Source organism: Mycobacterium europaeum, from assembly GCF_034555895.2.
In the GTDB taxonomy this organism is placed as follows: Bacteria; Actinomycetota; Actinomycetes; order Mycobacteriales; family Mycobacteriaceae; genus Mycobacterium; species Mycobacterium europaeum.
This window is the reverse complement of record NZ_CP157315.1, coordinates 2715772-2732846: the sequence shown is the minus strand read 5'-3', so window position 1 is coordinate 2732846 and position 17075 is coordinate 2715772. Positions and strand designations below refer to the sequence as shown.

The 17075-nt window shown below is 70.8% G+C and carries 18 protein-coding genes; 16 read left to right on the top strand and 2 right to left on the bottom strand.

Annotation, left to right across the window (positions count from 1 at the left end):
- Positions 1–116: 116 nt before the first annotated feature.
- Positions 117–740 carry a hypothetical protein gene (locus U8D42_RS12035; RefSeq protein ID WP_322861377.1) on the bottom strand — a complete coding sequence of 208 codons (624 nt, stop codon included), beginning with the start codon at positions 738–740 and terminating at the stop codon, positions 117–119.
- A 185-nt stretch (positions 741–925) separates the two neighbouring features.
- Here U8D42_RS12035 and U8D42_RS12030 point away from each other — a divergent pair, with 185 nt between their 5' ends.
- The 10 genes from U8D42_RS12030 (at position 926) to aroQ (ending at position 10435) form a co-directional block, all read left to right on the top strand.
- Entirely contained in the window at positions 926–1315 is a 390-nt protein-coding gene (locus U8D42_RS12030) for a secondary thiamine-phosphate synthase enzyme YjbQ (protein ID WP_208859496.1), read from the top strand.
- A gap of 84 nt (positions 1316–1399) precedes the next feature.
- Positions 1400–4102, top strand: a complete 2703-nt coding sequence (gene alaS, locus U8D42_RS12025; protein ID WP_322861376.1) for an alanine--tRNA ligase — start codon at positions 1400–1402, stop codon at positions 4100–4102.
- A complete protein-coding gene (gene ruvX / locus U8D42_RS12020; RefSeq protein WP_085238751.1) occupies positions 4103–4612 on the top strand; it encodes a Holliday junction resolvase RuvX in 510 nt (169 codons plus the stop codon).
- Entirely contained in the window at positions 4605–5843 is a 1239-nt protein-coding gene (locus U8D42_RS12015; RefSeq protein ID WP_090423184.1) for an endolytic transglycosylase MltG, read from the top strand. The genes ruvX and U8D42_RS12015 overlap by 8 nt, the downstream gene beginning before the upstream one ends.
- Entirely contained in the window at positions 5821–6660 is an 840-nt protein-coding gene (locus U8D42_RS12010) for a shikimate dehydrogenase (RefSeq protein ID WP_322861375.1), read from the top strand. The genes U8D42_RS12015 and U8D42_RS12010 overlap by 23 nt, the downstream gene beginning before the upstream one ends.
- A gap of 10 nt (positions 6661–6670) precedes the next feature.
- Positions 6671–7096 (top strand): A24 family peptidase, encoded by a 426-nt coding sequence (locus U8D42_RS12005; protein ID WP_322861374.1) that lies wholly within the window; start codon positions 6671–6673, stop codon positions 7094–7096.
- 57 nt (positions 7097–7153) lie between these two features.
- Positions 7154–8368, top strand: a complete 1215-nt coding sequence (gene aroC, locus U8D42_RS12000; RefSeq protein WP_322861373.1) for a chorismate synthase — start codon at positions 7154–7156, stop codon at positions 8366–8368.
- Positions 8368–8904 (top strand): shikimate kinase, encoded by a 537-nt coding sequence (locus U8D42_RS11995; protein ID WP_085238746.1) that lies wholly within the window; start codon positions 8368–8370, stop codon positions 8902–8904. The genes aroC and U8D42_RS11995 overlap by 1 nt, the downstream gene beginning before the upstream one ends.
- Positions 8901–9998, top strand: a complete 1098-nt coding sequence (gene aroB / locus U8D42_RS11990; RefSeq protein ID WP_322861372.1) for a 3-dehydroquinate synthase — start codon at positions 8901–8903, stop codon at positions 9996–9998. The genes U8D42_RS11995 and aroB overlap by 4 nt, the downstream gene beginning before the upstream one ends.
- Positions 9995–10435, top strand: a complete 441-nt coding sequence (gene aroQ, locus U8D42_RS11985; protein WP_085238744.1) for a type II 3-dehydroquinate dehydratase — start codon at positions 9995–9997, stop codon at positions 10433–10435. Before aroB ends, aroQ begins: the two co-directional genes overlap by 4 nt.
- Here aroQ and U8D42_RS11980 read toward each other — a convergent pair.
- Positions 10432–11130, bottom strand: coding sequence for a B-4DMT family transporter (locus tag U8D42_RS11980; RefSeq protein ID WP_322861371.1), 699 nt, complete (start codon positions 11128–11130; stop codon positions 10432–10434). The genes aroQ and U8D42_RS11980 overlap by 4 nt on opposite strands.
- 33 nt (positions 11131–11163) lie before the next feature.
- On the opposite strand from U8D42_RS11980, the gene U8D42_RS11975 reads away from it, so the two are divergent.
- The 6 genes from U8D42_RS11975 (at position 11164) to U8D42_RS11950 (ending at position 17073) form a co-directional block, all read left to right on the top strand.
- Entirely contained in the window at positions 11164–12282 is a 1119-nt protein-coding gene (locus tag U8D42_RS11975; RefSeq protein WP_322861370.1) for a M24 family metallopeptidase, read from the top strand.
- A gap of 49 nt (positions 12283–12331) precedes the next feature.
- Positions 12332–12553, top strand: coding sequence for a hypothetical protein (locus U8D42_RS11970; protein WP_231980576.1), 222 nt, complete (start codon positions 12332–12334; stop codon positions 12551–12553).
- Positions 12554–12686: 133 nt separating this feature from the next.
- Positions 12687–13250 (top strand): elongation factor P, encoded by a 564-nt coding sequence (efp, locus tag U8D42_RS11965; protein ID WP_007171952.1) that lies wholly within the window; start codon positions 12687–12689, stop codon positions 13248–13250.
- Positions 13247–13744 carry a transcription antitermination factor NusB gene (gene nusB / locus U8D42_RS11960; RefSeq protein ID WP_322861369.1) on the top strand — a complete coding sequence of 166 codons (498 nt, stop codon included), beginning with the start codon at positions 13247–13249 and terminating at the stop codon, positions 13742–13744. The genes efp and nusB overlap by 4 nt, the downstream gene beginning before the upstream one ends.
- Entirely contained in the window at positions 13741–14130 is a 390-nt protein-coding gene (locus U8D42_RS11955) for an antitermination protein NusB (RefSeq protein ID WP_322861368.1), read from the top strand. The genes nusB and U8D42_RS11955 overlap by 4 nt, the downstream gene beginning before the upstream one ends.
- Positions 14131–14208: 78 nt before the next feature.
- Positions 14209–17073 carry an aminotransferase class I/II-fold pyridoxal phosphate-dependent enzyme gene (locus U8D42_RS11950; protein ID WP_322861367.1) on the top strand — a complete coding sequence of 955 codons (2865 nt, stop codon included), beginning with the start codon at positions 14209–14211 and terminating at the stop codon, positions 17071–17073.
- The last annotated feature ends 2 nt before the right edge of the window (positions 17074–17075 follow it).

The following is a 17075-nucleotide window of genomic DNA, read 5'->3' as shown; positions in this document are numbered from 1 at the left end:
TATTCGAGTGTGAGCTGACGGCTTTCAGTGTGTAGCCGGGGCGCAGATTTCGCGGAATCCCCGCCACAGAGACACACCGAAAGCCTTGGCCGCACACTCGAGGCGAAAGCCCGCGGTTAGACCAACTCGGGCACCCGCAGGTGCGCGATCGCCAACTCGAATTCGGCGACGTCGATCACCTCGGCGCCCAGCTCCCGCACGCGCCTGCTGCGCAACTCGGTCGCCCGGTCGCGGTTGCGGGCCATGGCGTCCATCGAGTCGAACGTCGAGCACGACACCGCCCGCCGGCACGCGGGATGGTCCACCAACAGGCTGGCGCTGCAGAACCCGTCGAGCTGCTCCATCTCCGGCAGCACCGAGGACCGGTAGAAGTCCAGCGATCGGCTGAGCTGATCGGGCACCACCTTGAGCCAGGTGGCCCGCACGCAGGCCCCCTGCCGGGAGGGATGGTCGCGGTGCAGCAAAGCGATGTCCCACTCCTCGACGCGCGCGCTGCCGTCGAACATCAGCGCGGCCCGATCGCGGATCGGGGCGACCCGCTCGGCGCTGGCGCGCATGGCGTCGATGCTGTCCCACGCGCTGGTGGCGATGCAGGTTCCGGACTGCCGGTCGACCAACAGTGACAGTCCGACGCAGCCGTCGATCGCCTCGAGTGCCGGCATGACGACATCGCGCAGGTGCGCGATTCCGATGTCGACCGACAAGGGCTGCGCCTGGATGGTGGTAGAGCGTGCGTACACGGCTGACCCCTCTCTGTCGGGGCTGGTAATTGAGCGGGCCCCGGTGGCGCCACCGGCCCCACCAGTTACCTTCCTCCTGCCCGCTACCCGCCGCAATGCCCTGATGTGGCCGCGCTCACAAACGGTTGGCCGGTCTTGAGCAGGCCCGGCGGGCGGCCCGTAGGCTGGTCCGAATGCATACCGATGTGCTGGACGTGGACACCACACGGCGCCGCATCGTCGACCTGACCGAGGCGGTGCGCGGCTTCTGCTGGTCGCGCGGCGACGGCTTGTGCAACGTGTTCGTCCCGCACGCGACGGCCGGCGTCGCCATCATCGAGACGGGGGCCGGCTCCGACGACGACCTGGTCGACACGCTGGAACGGCTGCTGCCCCGCGACGACCGCTACCGGCATTCGCACGGCTCGCCGGGCCACGGCGCCGACCACGTGCTGCCGGCGCTCGTCGCGCCGTCGGTGACGGTGCCGGTCTCCGGCGGGGAGCCGATGCTGGGCACCTGGCAAAGCATCGTGCTGGTCGACCTGAACCGCGACAACCCGCAGCGGTCGGTGCGGCTGAGCTTCCTGGAGGGCTAGCGGCCCGCTACATCCACCAGTCCGGCGAATAGGCTGGAGCAGACGTCCACGCAATCAGCAAACAGGAAAGAAGCGGACTCAACAGTGCAGACACACGAGATCAGGAAGCGGTTTCTTGATCATTTCGTGAAGGCGGGCCACACCGAGGTGCCGAGCGCATCGGTGATCCTCGACGACCCCAACCTGCTGTTCGTCAACGCGGGCATGGTCCAGTTCGTGCCGTACTTCCTGGGCGCGCGCACCCCGCCGTATTCGACGGCCACCAGCATCCAGAAGTGCATCCGCACGCCCGACATCGACGAGGTCGGCATCACCACCCGGCACAACACCTTCTTCCAGATGGCCGGCAACTTCTCGTTCGGCGACTACTTCAAGCGCCGCGCCATCGAGCTGGCGTGGACCCTACTGACCAACGGCGTGTCCGAGGGGGGCTACGGCCTGGATCCGGAACGGATCTGGACGACGGTCTACTTCGACGACGACGAGGCCGTGCAGCTGTGGCAGGAGATCGCCGGGCTGCCGGCCGAGCGGATCCAGCGCCGCGGCATGGAGGACAACTACTGGTCCATGGGGATCCCCGGACCGTGCGGCCCGTCCTCGGAGATCTACTACGACCGCGGGGAGGAGTTCGGGGTCGGCGGCGGCCCGGTGGCCAACGAAGACCGCTACATCGAGATCTGGAACCTCGTGTTCATGCAGAACGAACGCGGCGAGGGCACCGGCAAAACGGACTTCGAAATCCTGGGGCCGTTGCCGCGCAAGAACATCGACACCGGCATGGGCGTCGAGCGGGTCGCGTTCATCCTGCAGGGCGTGCACAACGTCTACGAGACCGACCTGCTGAGGCCGGTCATCGACGTCGTGGCCGCTCGCGCGCCGCGCGGTTACGACTCCGGCAACCACGACGACGACGTGCGCTACCGGGTGATCGCCGACCACAGCCGCACCGCGGCGATCCTGATCGGCGATGGCGTCACCCCGGGTAACGACGGGCGCGGGTACGTGCTGCGCCGACTGCTCCGCCGCGTGATCCGGTCGGCCAAGCTGCTCGACATCGAGGGACCCATCGTCGGCGAGCTGATGGCCACCGTGCGGGACGCCATGGGCCCGTCGTACCCCGAGCTGGTCGCCGACTTCGACCGGATCAGGCGCATCGCCGTGGCCGAGGAGACCGCCTTCAACCGCACGCTGGCGGCCGGCTCCAAGCTGTTCGACGAGGTCGCCGGCACCACCAAAGCCGCCGGCGCCAAGGCGATCTCCGGCTCGGACGCCTTCACCCTGCACGACACCTACGGCTTCCCCATCGAGCTGACCCTGGAGATGGCCGCCGAGGCCGGCCTGCAGGTCGACGAGATCGGCTTTCGGGAACTGATGGCCGAGCAGCGGCGCCGTGCCAAGGCCGACGCCGCCGCGCGCAAGCACGCGCACGCCGACCTGAGCGCCTACCGCGAGCTGGTCGACGCCGGGCCCACCGAGTTCACCGGCTTCGATGAATTGTCTTCGGAAGCAAAGGTTCTCGGCATCTTCGTGGACGGCAAGCGGGTGCCGGTCGTCGCCCACGGCGCCCAAACAGGAGGGGCCGCCCAGCAGGTCGAACTCGTGCTCGACCGCACCCCGCTCTACGCCGAGTCCGGCGGGCAGATCGCCGACGAGGGCACCATCAGCGGGACGGGGACCAGTGAGAGCGCCCGCGCGGCGGTCACCGACGTGCAGAAGATCGCCAAAACCCTGTGGGTGCACCGGGTCAACGTCGAATCCGGAGAATTCGTCGAGGGCGACACCGTCGTCGCGGCGGTCGACCCGGAATGGCGCCGCGGGGCCACGCAGGGGCACTCGGGCACCCACATGGTGCACGCCGCCCTGCGCCAGGTGCTGGGCCCCAACGCCGTCCAGGCGGGATCGCTGAACCGCCCCGGCTACCTCCGGTTCGACTTCAATTGGCAGGGGCCGCTGTCCGACGAGCAGCGCACCCAGGTCGAAGAGGTCACCAACCAGGCCGTGCAGGCCGACTTCAAGGTGCACACCTTCATCGAGCAGCTGGACAAGGCCAAGGCGATGGGCGCGATGGCGATGTTCGGCGAGGCCTACCCGGACGAGGTGCGCGTGGTGGAGATCGGCGGCCCGTTCTCGCTGGAGCTCTGCGGTGGGACCCACGTGCACAACTCGGCGCAGATCGGGCCGGTGACCATCCTGGGCGAATCGTCGGTCGGGTCGGGGGTCCGCCGGGTCGAGGCCTACGTCGGGCTGGACTCGTTCCGCCACCTGGCCAAGGAACGCGCGCTGATGGCCGGGCTGGCGTCGTCGCTGAAGGTGCCGTCCGACGAGGTGCCGACCCGGGTGGCCAACCTGGTCGACAGGCTCAAGGCCGCCGAGAAGGAACTCGAACGCGCCCGGCTGGCGAGCGCCCGCGCCGCCGCGACCAACGCCGCGGCGGGCGCGGAGCGTATCGGTAACGTCCGTGTGGTGGCGCAACGGATGTCCGCGGGGATGACGGCCGGCGACCTGCGTTCCCTGGTGGGTGACATTCGCGGCAAGCTGGGCAGCGATCCCGCGGTGGTGGCGCTGATCGCGGAGGGCGAGGGCGGCAGCGTGCCGTACGCGGTCGCCGCCAACCCCGCCGCCCAGGAACTCGGAATCCGCGCCAACGACCTGATCAAGCAACTGGCCGCGACCGTCGACGGCCGCGGCGGGGGCAAGCCGGACTTGGCGCAGGGCTCCGGCAAGGACGCGACCCGCATCGACGCGGCGCTCGAGGCGCTGCGCTCCGAGATAGCGCGGGTCGGCTGAGTGGTTCCCGCACAGCATCGCTTGCCCGACCGGCCCGGTGAACCGGGCCAGGACCCCGGTCGGGGCCGACGGATCGGCGTAGACGTCGGCAGCGTGCGCATCGGCGTCGCCTGCAGCGACCCCGACGGCATCCTGGCCACCCCGGTGGAAACCGTGCGGCGCGACCGCTCCGGCAAACACGTGCGGCGGCTCGCCGAGCTGGCCGCGGAGCTGGGGGCGGTCGAGGTGGTCGTCGGGCTGCCGCGGACGCTGGCCGACCGCACCGGCCCCTCGGCGCTCGACGCCATGGAGCTCGCCGACACGCTGGCGCAGCGGATCGCGCCCACGCCCGTGCGACTGGCCGACGAACGGCTGACCACGGTGAGCGCGCAGCGGTCGCTGCGCGCGGCCGGTGTCCGGGCCAAAGAGCAGCGGGCGGTGATCGACCAGGCGGCCGCGGTGGCCATCCTGCAGAGCTGGCTCGACCAGCGCCGCGCCACCCTGGCGGCGGGGGAGCCCGCCGATGGTTGACAGCGCACGGCGCCAACGGGCCGAGCCCGAAGCGGTCGGTCCGTCCCGAAAGGGGAGCCGCGTCGCCCGGAACCGGGCCCAGCGGGGACGCCGCCGGCGGTTCACCGGCCAGATCGTGCTCGCGGTCGTGGCCGTCGTCGTGCTGGTGGGGGTGTTCGTCGGCGCCAAGCTCTGGCACACGGTGTTCGGGGCCGGTGACGACTACACCGGAGACGGCAAGCGCGACATCGTCATCCAGATCAAGGATGGCGACTCGACCACCATGGTCGGGGAGACGCTGCAGCACGAGCAGGTGGTCAAGACCGTCCGCGCGTTCGTCAACGCCGCGCACGGCAACAGCAAGATCTCCTCGATCCAGCCCGGCTATTACCGGATGCGCACCGAAATCCCGGCGGCCAACGCGGTCGCGCGGCTGACCGACCCGAACAACCGGGTCGGCCGGCTGGTCATCCCCGAAGGCCGCCAGCTCGACGACACCACCGACATGAAGACCAACAAGGTGAACCCGGGGATCTTCACCCTGATCTCCCGCGCCACCTGCGTGGATCTGGATGGCAACCAGCACTGCGTGGCGGTGGAGGAGCTGCGGGCGGCGGCGACCAACAGCACCCCCGCGGCGCTGTCGGTGCCGCCGTGGGCCGTCGAGCCGTTCACCGAGCTCGGCAAGGACCATCGCCGGATCGAGGGGCTGATCGCACCGGGGACCTTCAACGTCGACCCGTCCGCCTCGGCCCAGACCATCCTGTCCGGGCTGATCAGCGCCGGCGCCGTCGAGTACATGAAGTCCGGGCTGGGGGACACCGCCCAAACCATGGGCCTGTCGCCCTACGACATCCTGGTGGTGGCCTCGCTGGTGGAGCAGGAATCCAAATCCCAGGACTTCGCCAAGGTCGCCCAGGTCATCTACAACCGCCTGCACGCGCACCACACGCTGGAATTCGACTCGACGGTCAACTACCCGCTGGACCGCCGTGAGGTCGCCACCACCGACGCCGACCGCGCCCAGAAGACGCCGTGGAACACCTACGTGTCGCAGGGGCTGCCGGCGACGGCGATCTGCTCGCCCGGTACCGACGCCCTGCACGCCGCCGAGCATCCCGAGCCCGGCGACTGGTTGTACTTCGTCACCATCGACGCCCAGGGGACGACGCTGTTCACCAAGGATTATCAGCAGCACCTGGCCAATATCGAGCTGGCTAAGCGCAACGGTGTCCTCGACTCCGCACGGTAGGGCGCCCGTCCCGGGCGCGGCCCGGAAAGCGGCGGTGCTCGGCAAGCCGATCGCCCACTCGAAGTCCCCGCAGCTGCACCTGGCGGCCTACCGGGCGCTGGGCCTGCACGACTGGACCTACGAGCGCATCGAGTGCGACGCCGAGCAGCTGCCCGCGGTGGTCGGCGGGTTCGGGCCCGAGTGGGTCGGGGTGTCGGTGACCATGCCGGGCAAGTTCGCCGCGCTGCGGTTCGCCGACGAGCGCACCGACCGGGCCGAGCGGGTCGGGTCGGCCAACACCCTGGTCCGCACGCCGGCGGGCTGGCGGGCCGACAACACCGACATCGACGGCGTCGCGGGGGCGCTGGCGTCACAAGGGGAAGTGGCCGGCCCGGCGCTGGTGTGCGGCTCGGGCGGCACCGCGCCGGCGGCCGTCCTGGGGCTGGCCCAGCTCGGCGTCACCGCCATCACCGTCGTCGCGCGCAACCCCGATCAGGCGGCCCGGCTGGTGGACCTCGGCACGGGCGCCGGGGTGCCGACGCGGTTCGTGGCCCTGGACAGCGACGGGCTGGCCGGCGCGGTGGCCGCCGCCGAGGTGCTGGTCAGCACCATCCCCGCGGACGTCGCGGCGCGGTACGCGGACACCTTCGCGCCGATCCCGGTGCTGCTCGACGCCGTCTACGACCCGTGGCCCACGCCGCTGGCCGCCGCGGTGGCCGCGGCGGGCGGCCGTGTCGTCAGCGGGTTGCAGATGCTGCTGCACCAGGCGTTCACCCAGGTCGAGTTGTTCACAGGGCTCCCGGCGCCGCGAGAGGCAATGGCCGCGGCCCTCGGCTAGCGTCCGCGGCATGCGGATGGCGGCGACGGTCGCGGTGCTGGCCTGGCTGGCGGTGTTGAGCGGATACGACGTCCGCGAGCGCCGGTTGCCGAATCTGCTGACGCTGCCCGGGGCCGGGGTGATCCTGCTGGCGGCCGCCGTGGCCGGGCGCGGCTGGCCCGCCCTGGCCGGCGCGGCCGCGCTGACCGCGATCTATCTGCTGGTGCACCTGATGGCGCCGGCGGGGATGGGGGCCGGCGACGTCAAGCTGGCGATCGGCGTGGGCGCGCTGGCCGGCTGCTTCGGCGCCCCGGTGTGGTTCCTGGCGGCGCTGGCCGCGCCGCTGCTGACCGTGACGTGGGGCCGGCTCGCCGGCCGGGCGGGCGCGGCCGCGGTGCCGCACGGCCCGTCGATGTGCGTGGCCACCGCCGCCGCGATCGGGCTGGCGCTCGCCTGACCCCGACGGCGGCGCGCGGATTTAAGGCCACCCGGGCGCACATGGGAAGATGATCGGGTGTTGCGTTGGATCACCGCAGGAGAGTCGCATGGCCGCGCGTTGGTGGCCATGGTCGAGGGCATGGTCGCCGGGGTGGAGGTCACCTCCACCGACATCGCCGACCAATTGGCCCGCCGCCGGCTCGGTTACGGCCGCGGCGCGCGGATGAAGTTCGAGCGCGACGCGGTGACCGTGCTGTCCGGGGTGCGCCACGGGGTGACGCTGGGCGGGCCCATCGCGATCGAGATCGGCAACACCGAGTGGCCCAAGTGGGAGACCGTGATGGCCGCCGACCCGGTCGACCCGGCGCGAGCCGCCGAGCTGGAAAACTCAGCGCGCAACGAGCCGCTCACCCGGCCGCGGCCCGGCCACGCCGATTACGCGGGCATGCTCAAGTACGGCTTCGACGACGCCCGGCCGGTGCTGGAGCGGGCCAGCGCCCGGGAGACCGCCGCCCGCGTCGCGGCGGGCACGGTCGCACGCTCCTTCCTGCGCCAGGCGCTCGGCGTCGACGTGCTGTCCCACGTCATCGCGATCGGTGCGTCGGTGCCCTACGACGGCCCGCCGCCGCGGCCGCAAGACCTGCCCGCCATCGATGACAGCCCGGTGCGCGCCTTCGACAAGGCCGCCGAAGAGGCGATGATCGCCGAGATCGAGGCGGCCAAGAAGGACGGTGACACGCTCGGCGGTGTGGTCGAGGTGGTGGCCCTGGGCCTGCCCGTCGGGCTCGGCTCGTTCACCAGCGGCGACAACCGGCTCGACAGTCAGCTCGCCGCCGCGGTCATGGGCGTCCAGGCCATCAAGGGCGTGGAGATCGGCGACGGCTTCGAGACGGCGCGCCGTCGGGGCAGCCGCGCCCACGACGAGATGTATCCCGGGCCCGACGGCGTCGTCCGCTCGACCAACCGCGCCGGCGGGCTCGAGGGCGGCATGACCAACGGCCAGCCGCTGCGGGTGCGCGCCGCGATGAAGCCCATCTCCACCGTGCCGCGGGCGCTGGCCACCGTCGACATGGCCACCGGCGGCGAGGCCGTCGCCATCCACCAGCGGTCCGACGTCTGCGCGGTGCCGGCCGCCGGCGTCGTGGTCGAGGCCATGGTGGCGTTGGTGCTGGCGCGCGCGGCGCTGGAGAAGTTCGGCGGCGACTCGCTCACCGAGACCCGCCGCAACATCGAGGCGTATCGGCGCGCGGTCGCCGACCGGGAGCCGCCGGCCGCGCGGGGTACCGCGTGATGGCCCCCAGGGCGGTACTCGTCGGGCTGCCGGGGTCGGGCAAGTCCACCATCGGGCGGCGCCTGGCCAAGGCGCTCGGCGTCGAGTTCCTCGACACCGACGCCGCGATCGAGCAGCGGACCGGCCGCAGCATCGCCGACATCTTCGCCGCCGACGGCGAGCGGGAGTTCCGCCGCATCGAGGAGGACGCGGTGCGCGACGCGCTGGCCCACCACGACGGCGTGGTGTCGCTCGGCGGCGGGGCCGTCACCAGCCCCGGGGTCTGCGCGGCGCTGGCCGGCCACACCGTCATCTACCTGGAGATCAGCGCCGGTGAGGGCGTGCGCCGCACCGGCGGCGGCGCGGTGCGCCCCCTGCTCGCCGGCCCCGACCGCGCCGAGAAATACAAGGCGCTGATGGCCCAGCGGGCGCCGCTGTACCGGCGGGTGTCGACCATCCGTGTCGACACCAACCGCCGCAATCCCGGCGCGGTGGTGCGCTACATCGTGTCCCGGCTGGAGACGCCCGAGGGCGCGCACGCGGAGGCCGCCACATGACGCGCCCGGATCCGGTCACCGTGCAGGTGGCCGTCGACCCGCCCTATCCGGTGGTGATCGGCGCCGACCTGGGCGAGGAGCTGGTCGACCTCCTCTGCGACCGGCACCGGGTGGCCGTCGTGCACCAGCCGGTGCTGGCGCACACCGCCGAGGCGATCCGAAGCCGGCTGGCGGACAAGGGTGTCGACGCGCACCGCATCGAGATCCCGGACGCCGAGGCCGGAAAGGACCTGCCGGTCGTCGGCTTCCTCTGGGAGGTGTTGGGCCGCATCGGGATCGACCGCAAAGACGCCGTGGTCAGCCTCGGCGGCGGCGCCGCCACCGACGTCGCCGGCTTCGCGGCGGCGACCTGGCTGCGCGGCGTCGACATCGTCCACGTCCCCACCACGTTGCTCGGCATGGTCGATGCGGCCGTCGGCGGCAAGACGGGCATCAACACCGACGCCGGCAAGAACCTGGTGGGCGCGTTCCACCAGCCGCTAGCGGTGTTCGTCGACCTGGCGACCCTGGAAACCTTGCCGCACAACGAACTCGTCGCCGGGATGGCCGAGGTGGTCAAGGCCGGCTTCATCGCCGACCCGGTGATCCTCGAGCTCATCGAGGCCGACCCGCGCGCCGCCGTGGACCCCACGGGCGAGGTGCTGCCGGAGCTGATCCGGCGCTCGATCGCCGTCAAGGCGCGGGTGGTCGCCGCCGACGAGAAGGAGTCGGAGCTGCGCGAAATCCTCAACTACGGCCACACTTTGGCGCACGCGATCGAGCGCAGGGAGCGCTACGAGTGGCGCCACGGGGCCGCGGTGTCGGTGGGCCTGGTGTTCGCCGCGGAGCTGGCCCGGCTGGCCGGCCGGCTCGACGACGCGACCGCGCAGCGCCACCGCACCGTGCTGTCGGCGCTCGGGCTGCCGGTCGGCTACGATCCCGACGCGCTGCCGCAGCTGCTGGAATACATGGCCCAGGACAAGAAATCGCGCGCCGGTGTGCTGAGGTTCGTGGTCCTCGACGGGCTGGCCAAGCCGGGCCGGCTGGCCGGCCCCGACCCGTCGCTGCTGGCGGCGGCGTACGCCGGGCTGTCCGGTGAAGAGGGTGAGCGATGACCGGCAGCGTGCACGTCATCAACGGCCCGAACCTGGGCCGGCTGGGCCGCCGCGAGCCCGAGGTGTACGGGGACACCACACACGAGCAACTGGCCGCGCTGATCGAGCGGGAGGCCGCCGCGCTCGGCCTGAAAGCGGTTGTGCGGCAAAGCGACAGCGAAGCCCAGCTGCTGGACTGGATTCACTCGGCCGCCGACGCGGGCGAACCGGTCATCCTCAACGCCGGTGGCCTGACCCACACGTCGGTCGCGCTGCGCGACGCCTGCGCCGAGCTGCGCGCGCCCCTGATCGAGGTGCACATCTCCAACGTGCATGCCCGCGAGGAGTTTCGGCGCCACTCGTACCTGAGCCCGGTCGCGACGGGGGTCATCGTCGGGCTGGGAATCCAGGGCTACCTGCTCGCCCTGCGCTATCTGGCCGAAGCCGCCGAGCGCTAACCCTTGTCCGGGTCCGGCTTGGCGGGCTCGTCGCCGACCGTGCGGATCACCTCGGTCTTGGGGTCGTCCTCGGTCTTGGCGATCGTTTCGGTGGGCGCGTCGCGCTCGGCCGCTTCCGCGGGTGCCTCCCGCTCGGCCGTCGCGACCGCCGCGGTCCGCTCCTCGTGCTGCGCTGCGGCCGCCGGGATCTCCCCGGTCGGCGCGTCGTCACCGCGCACCGCGGAGAACACGTCGGTGTCCGCCCGCTCCTCGTCCGTGCCCGGCCGGCGGGGCGGGGGATTGCGGTCCACCCGCCAGCGGCCGATGGTCACCCCGATGATCCCGGGCAGGAACACGCAGAGCGCGGTGAACGCCGCGAACGTGGTCAGCTCGTTGATCAGCCCGCCCGTGTAGAGGCCCTTGTAGACCAGCGCGATGAGCCAGGAGACGGCGCCCGACAGGACGCCGGCCACCAGGCCGGCCAGCAGCCAGGTCATCGCCAGGTCGCGCCGGCGGTCCGGGTCCGGGTTCGCGATGGCGTCGGCCCGGCCGTCGAATACCCCCCACACGGCCACGCCGATGATGAAGAGAAGCAGCAGCACCGCGCTGAAGAGCCCGGCCTGCGTCTGCCACGCGTTGATCAACGCGCCTTGGAACAAACGAACGACTACCATCGCCGCGGCGTAGACCAATCCGCGCAGCATCCAGGACCTCATGGGCAATCAGCGTAGCGAGTACCGTCAAGGGTCGTGACACATTCTCAGCGCCGGGACCACCTGAGGGCGCAAATCGGGGCCGTCGGACTGGACGCGATGCTGGTCAGCGACCTGCACAACGTGCGTTACCTGTCCGGTTTCACCGGATCCAACGGCGCGTTGCTGGTGTTCGCCGACGATCGCGACCCGGTGCTGGCCACCGACGGCCGGTATCGCACCCAGGCCGCCGAACAGGCGCCGGGGCTCGAGATCGCCATCGAGCGGGCCCTCGGGCGGCATCTGGTCGGCCGGGCCGCCGAGGGCGGCGTGGCGAGGCTGGGCTTCGAAAGCAACGTGGTGACCGTCGACGCCTTCGACGTCCTGACCGGCGAGCTCGGCGAACGCCACGCGGACACCGAGCTGGTGCGGGCCGCGGGAACCGTCGAGGCGCTGCGGGAGGTCAAGGACGACGGTGAGGTGGCGCTGCTGCGGCTGGCCTGCGAGGCGGCCGACGCCGCGCTCGCGGAGCTGGTGGAGCGCGGCGGCCTGCGGCCCGGGCGAACCGAACGCGAGGTGAGCCGGGAGCTGGAGGCCCTCATGCTCGACCACGGCGCCGATGCGATCTCGTTCGAGACCATCGTGGCCGCCGGCGCGAATTCGGCGATCCCGCATCACCGCCCCACCGACGCGCCGCTGGCGGCGGGCGACTTCGTCAAGATCGACTTCGGCGCGCTGGTGGCCGGCTATCACTCCGACATGACCCGCACCTTCGTGCTCGGCAAGGCGGCCGATTGGCAACTGGAGATCTATCAGCTGGTCGCCGATGCGCAGCGGGCCGGCCGGGAGGCGCTGCGGCCGGGCGCGAGCCTGCGCGATGTCGACGGCGCTGCGCGGCGGATGATCGTCGACGCGGGTTACGGCGAGCAGTTCGGCCACGGGCTGGGGCACGGGGTGGGATTGCAGATCCACGAGGCGCCGGGAATTGGGGCCACCTCCACCGGCACCCTGCTGGCGGGTTCGGTGGTGACCGTCGAGCCGGGCGTCTACCTGCCCGGTCGCGGCGGCGTGCGCATCGAGGACACCCTGGTCGTGCCCGACGAAGCGGCCGCCGCCCGCGGGCAGGCACCGGAACTGCTGACCAGGTTTCCCAAGGAGCTCGCCGTTCTCGACTAGGCAAACTGGGCATTTGGCGGACCGGCGGCCCGGGGTAGAGTCGGGGAGCGTGAGCGGGGTGGAGCCAATCGAACGTGGTTTGGCGCGCCTGCGGGACTTCCGGTGGGACATCCACGCCCAGCCCTTACGGGAGATGCGGCTCGAGATCGACATCGTCTATTTCACCGTCCCCGTGCCGTTCACCGGCGGTCGAGGCCTGAGCGTTCCCTTCTTGACGATGATCAAGCGGATGCCCCCTTCGGCCACCAAGCCGGAAGAGGCCGGCCCGTAGCGCGTGCGGCGGGCTTCCCGCCGGTCCCGGGCCACCCGACCCGCGGGTCCCGGGCGCGACGCGACTTAGACTGACGGACACATTGCAGACAGTCGGAGAACGGCTGTCCATTCCCTAGGAGAGACACCGAACCGTGGCAAGCACCGCCGATTTCAAGAACGGACTGGTGCTGGTGATCGACGGCCAGCTGTGGCAGATCGTCGAGTTCCAGCACGTCAAACCCGGCAAGGGCCCGGCTTTCGTGCGCACCAAGCTGAAAAACGTGCTGTCGGGCAAGGTCGTCGACAAGACCTACAACGCCGGCGTGAAGGTGGAGACCGCCACGGTCGACCGGCGCGACACCACCTACCTCTACCGCGACGGCTCGGACTTCGTGTTCATGGACAGTCAGGACTACGAGCAGCATCCGCTGCCGGAGTCGCTGGTCGGCGACGCCGCCCGGTTCCTGCTGGAGGGCCTGCCGGTGCAGGTGGCGTTCCACAACGGGGCGCCGCTCTACATCGAGCTGCCGGTGTCGGTCGAGATGGAGGTCACCCACACCGAGCCGGGCCTGCAGGGTGACCGGTCCAGCGCCGGCACCAAACCCGCCACCGTGGAGACCGGGGCCGAGATCCAGGTGCCGCTGTTCATCAACACCGGCGACAAGCTGAAGGTGGACACCCGCGACGGCAGCTACCTGGGGCGCGTCAACGCGTGAACAGGCCCGTCAGGGGACGCCACCAGGCCCGCAAGCGCGCCGTCGACCTGCTGTTCGAGGCCGAGGCGCGCGGACTGGGCGCGGCCGAAGTGGTCGACGTGCGGGCCGCGCTGGCCGAGACCAATCCCGACGTGGCGCCGCTACAGCCCTACACGGTCGCGGCCGCCCGCGGGGTCGGCGAGCACGCCGCCCACATCGACGATCTGATCAGCTCGCACCTGCAGGGCTGGACGCTGGACCGGCTGCCCGCCGTCGATCGCGCGATCCTGCGGGTGGCCGTGTGGGAGCTGCTCTACGCCGAGGACGTCCCGGAGCCGGTCGCCGTGGACGAGGCCGTGCAGCTGGCCAAGGAGCTGTCCACCGACGACTCGCCGGGCTTCGTCAACGGCGTGCTGGGCCAGGTCATGCTGGTGACGCCGCAGATTCGGGCCGCCGCCGCGGCGGTCCGATCCGCGCCCGCCACCGGGCCGGAGAACGAGGGCCCCGACGGGTGACCCGGCTGGAGCTGCGCGTCGTCGTCGCGGGAATTTTGGCCGCGACGGTGGTGCTGGGCGCCGTCGTGTGCGCCGCCTTCGGCTGGACGATCGTCGCGTCGGCGCTGTCCATCTACGCGCTCGGCGTGGGGGCCTGGCTGTATCACTGCGTCGAGCGCCTGATCGTGGCGCGCCGCATCAGCACCGTCCGCTCGGCCGCCAGGCCGCTGCAGCCGCTGCTGCCGGTGATGGCCGCGCTCATGGGCCTGACCCAGTCGGTGGTCAGGTCCCTGACCGACGTCACCGAGTTGCCGGCCCGGCGCTGGGACCTCCCGGTGCTGCGCTGGGTGGACGGCACCCGGGCGAATCGGCGCGTCGTGGACGCCGACGACGAGCTGGACGGCTGAGGAGCGCTCACGCGAAACGATCACGCCGGAGCCGCGGCGGGGTGAGAATACAAGTCGCACAGAAGAACAGGTGAGGTCATGACTCGATACACCACCCAGCCGCGACGACTCCGCGTCTCCGCGCTGGCGGCGGTGGCCAACCCGTCCTACGCCCGCGTCGACACCTGGAACCTGCTCGACGACGCGTGCCGCCACCTCGCCGAGGTCGACCTGGCCGGCCTCGACAAGACCCACGAGGTGGCCCGGGTGAAACGCCTGATGGACCGCATCGCCGCCTACGAGCGGTACTGGCTGTACCCCGGGGCGCAGAACCTGGCGGTCTTCCGTGCGCACCTCGAGAGCCTGTCGACGGTGCGGCTCACCGAAGAGGTGTCCATGGCCGTGCGGCTGTTGAGCGAATACGGCGACCGCGCAGGCCTTTTCGACACCTCCGCGCCGCTGGCCGACCAGGAGCTGGTGGCCCAGGCCAAACAGCAGCAGTTCTACACCGTGTTGCTCGCCGACGACGCGCCCGCGACGGCCCCCGACTGCCTGGCCGAATGCCTGCGGACCCTGCGCAACCCGTCCGACGACGTGCAGTTCGAGATCCTGGTGGTGCCCAGCGTCGAAGACGCCATCACCGCGGTCGCGCTGAACGGGGAGATCCAGGCCGCGATCATCCGCGATGACCTGCCCCTGCGGTCCCGCGACCGGCTGCCGCTGATGAACACGCTGCTGGGGCCGAACGAGGACGCGGGCGACGTCATCCCCGACCGTGCCAACGACTGGGTGGAGTGCGGCGAGTGGATCCGCGAGCTGCGGCCCCACATCGACCTGTACCTGCTGACCGACGAGTCGATCGCGGCGGGCGACGACACCGAGCCCGACGTCTACGACCGGACGTTCTACCGGCTCAACGACGTCACCGACCTGCACAGCACCGTCCTCGCCGGGCTGCGGAACCGTTACAGCACACCGTTTTTCGATGCGCTGCGGGCGTATGCGGCGGCACCGGTGGGCCAATTCCACGCGCTGCCCGTCGCGCGCGGCGCCAGCATCTTCAACTCGAAGTCGTTGCAGGACATGGGGGAGTTCTACGGTCGCAACATCTTCATGGCCGAGACCTCGACCACGTCCGGCGGCCTGGACTCGCTGCTCGACCCGCACGGCAACATCAAGAAGGCGATGGACAAGGCCGCGCACACCTGGAACTCCGACCACTCGTATTTCGTCACCAACGGAACCTCCACCGCCAACAAGATCGTCGTGCAGTCCCTGACCCGCCCGGGCGACATCGTGCTGATCGACCGCAATTGCCACAAGTCGCACCACTACGGGCTGGTGCTCGCCGGCGCGTACCCGCTGTATCTGGACGCGTATCCGTTGCCGCAGTTCGCGATCTACGGGGCGGTGTCGCTGCGCACGATCAAGCAGACACTGCTGGACCTGGAGGCGGCCGGTCAGCTGGACCGGGTGCGCATGCTGCTGCTGACCAACTGCACCTTCGACGGCGTGGTGTACAACCCGCTGCAGGTCATGCAGGAGGTGCTGGCGATCAAGCCGGACATCTGCTTCCTGTGGGACGAGGCATGGTACGCGTTCGCCACGGCCGTGCCGTGGGCCCGGCAGCGCACGGCGATGGTGGCGGCCGAGCGCCTCGAGCAGATGCTGGCATCGCCGGAATACGCCGCGCAGTACCGGGATTGGGCGGCCGAAATGGAACGGGTGCAAAAAAAGGGGGACCGGTCGGAGTGGGTCGACCGCCGGCTGTTGCCCGACCCCGCCCGCGCGCGGGTCCGCGTGTACGCGACGCATTCGACGCACAAGTCGCTGTCCGCGCTTCGGCAGGCGTCCATGATCCACGTCCGCGACCAGGACTTCAACGCCCTGACCCGCGACGCGTTCGGTGAGGCGTTCCTGACGCACACGTCGACCTCACCGAACCAGCAACTGCTGGCGTCGCTGGACTTGGCCCGCCGGCAGGTCGACATCGAGGGTTTTCAGCTGGTCCGGCAGACCTACGACATGGCGCTGGTCTTCCGCCATCGGGTGCGTCGAGACCGGTTGATCAGCAAGTGGTTTCGCATCCTCGACGAGTCGGATCTGGTGCCCGAGGAGTTCCGGGCGTCGTCGGTGAGTTCCTACCGCGAGGTCCGCCAGGGCGCGCTGGCCGAGTGGAACGAGGCGTGGCGGTCCGACCAGTTCGTGCTGGACGCGACGCGGGTGACCCTGTTCGTCGGCAAGACGGGGATGAACGGCTACGACTTCCGCGAGAAGATCCTGATGGAGCGATTCGGCATCCAGATCAACAAGACGTCGATCAACAGCGTGCTGCTGATCTTCACCATCGGTGTCACGTGGTCGAGCGTGCATTATCTGCTCGATGTCTTGCGCAGGGTGGCAACCGATTTCGACCGTGCCGAAAGCGCGGCCAGCGTCGCCGACCGGGCGCTGCACCGGCGGCATGTCGAGGAGATCACCCAGGACCTGCCGCACCTTCCCGACTTCAGCGAGTTCGACGTCGCCTTCCGGCCGGTCGACGCGTGCATCTTCGGCGACATGCGGTCGGCCTTCTACGCCGGATACGAGGAGTCCGACCGCGAGCATGTCCTGATCGGCATGGCGGGGCGGCGGTTGGCCGAAGGCAAGACGCTGGTGTCCACCACGTTCGTGGTGCCCTACCCGCCCGGCTTTCCGGTGCTGGTCCCCGGTCAGGTGGTGTCCAAGGAGATCATCTACTTCCTGGCCCAGCTCGACGTCAAAGAGATCCACGGCTACAACCCCGACCTGGGGCTCTCGGTGTTCACCGAGGCGGCGCTGGCGCGGATGGAGGCGCAGCGCAGCGCGGCGACGGCCGCGGTCGGTTCGGCGTTCCCGGCCTTCGAGCTGCCCTCGGACGCCTCGGGACTCAACGGCGCGCTCAACGGCAACGGTGCCGCGCAAGCCGTCAGCGAAGACGCCTGAGC

What these genes read in the sequence shown, in the direction of transcription:
- U8D42_RS12015 (WP_090423184.1), top strand. Translation starts at nt 4,605, where the DNA reads ATGGTTGACAGCGCACGGCGCCAACGGGCCGAGCCCGAAGCGGTCGGT.
- U8D42_RS12005 (WP_322861374.1), top strand. Translation starts at nt 6,671, where the DNA reads ATGCGGATGGCGGCGACGGTCGCGGTGCTGGCCTGGCTGGCGGTGTTG.
- U8D42_RS11995 (WP_085238746.1), top strand. Translation starts at nt 8,368, where the DNA reads ATGGCCCCCAGGGCGGTACTCGTCGGGCTGCCGGGGTCGGGCAAGTCC.
- aroB (WP_322861372.1), top strand. Translation starts at nt 8,901, where the DNA reads ATGACGCGCCCGGATCCGGTCACCGTGCAGGTGGCCGTCGACCCGCCC.
- aroQ (WP_085238744.1), top strand. Translation starts at nt 9,995, where the DNA reads ATGACCGGCAGCGTGCACGTCATCAACGGCCCGAACCTGGGCCGGCTG.
- U8D42_RS11980 (WP_322861371.1), bottom strand. Translation starts at nt 11,130, where the DNA reads ATGAGGTCCTGGATGCTGCGCGGATTGGTCTACGCCGCGGCGATGGTA.
- U8D42_RS11950 (WP_322861367.1), top strand. Translation starts at nt 14,209, where the DNA reads ATGACTCGATACACCACCCAGCCGCGACGACTCCGCGTCTCCGCGCTG.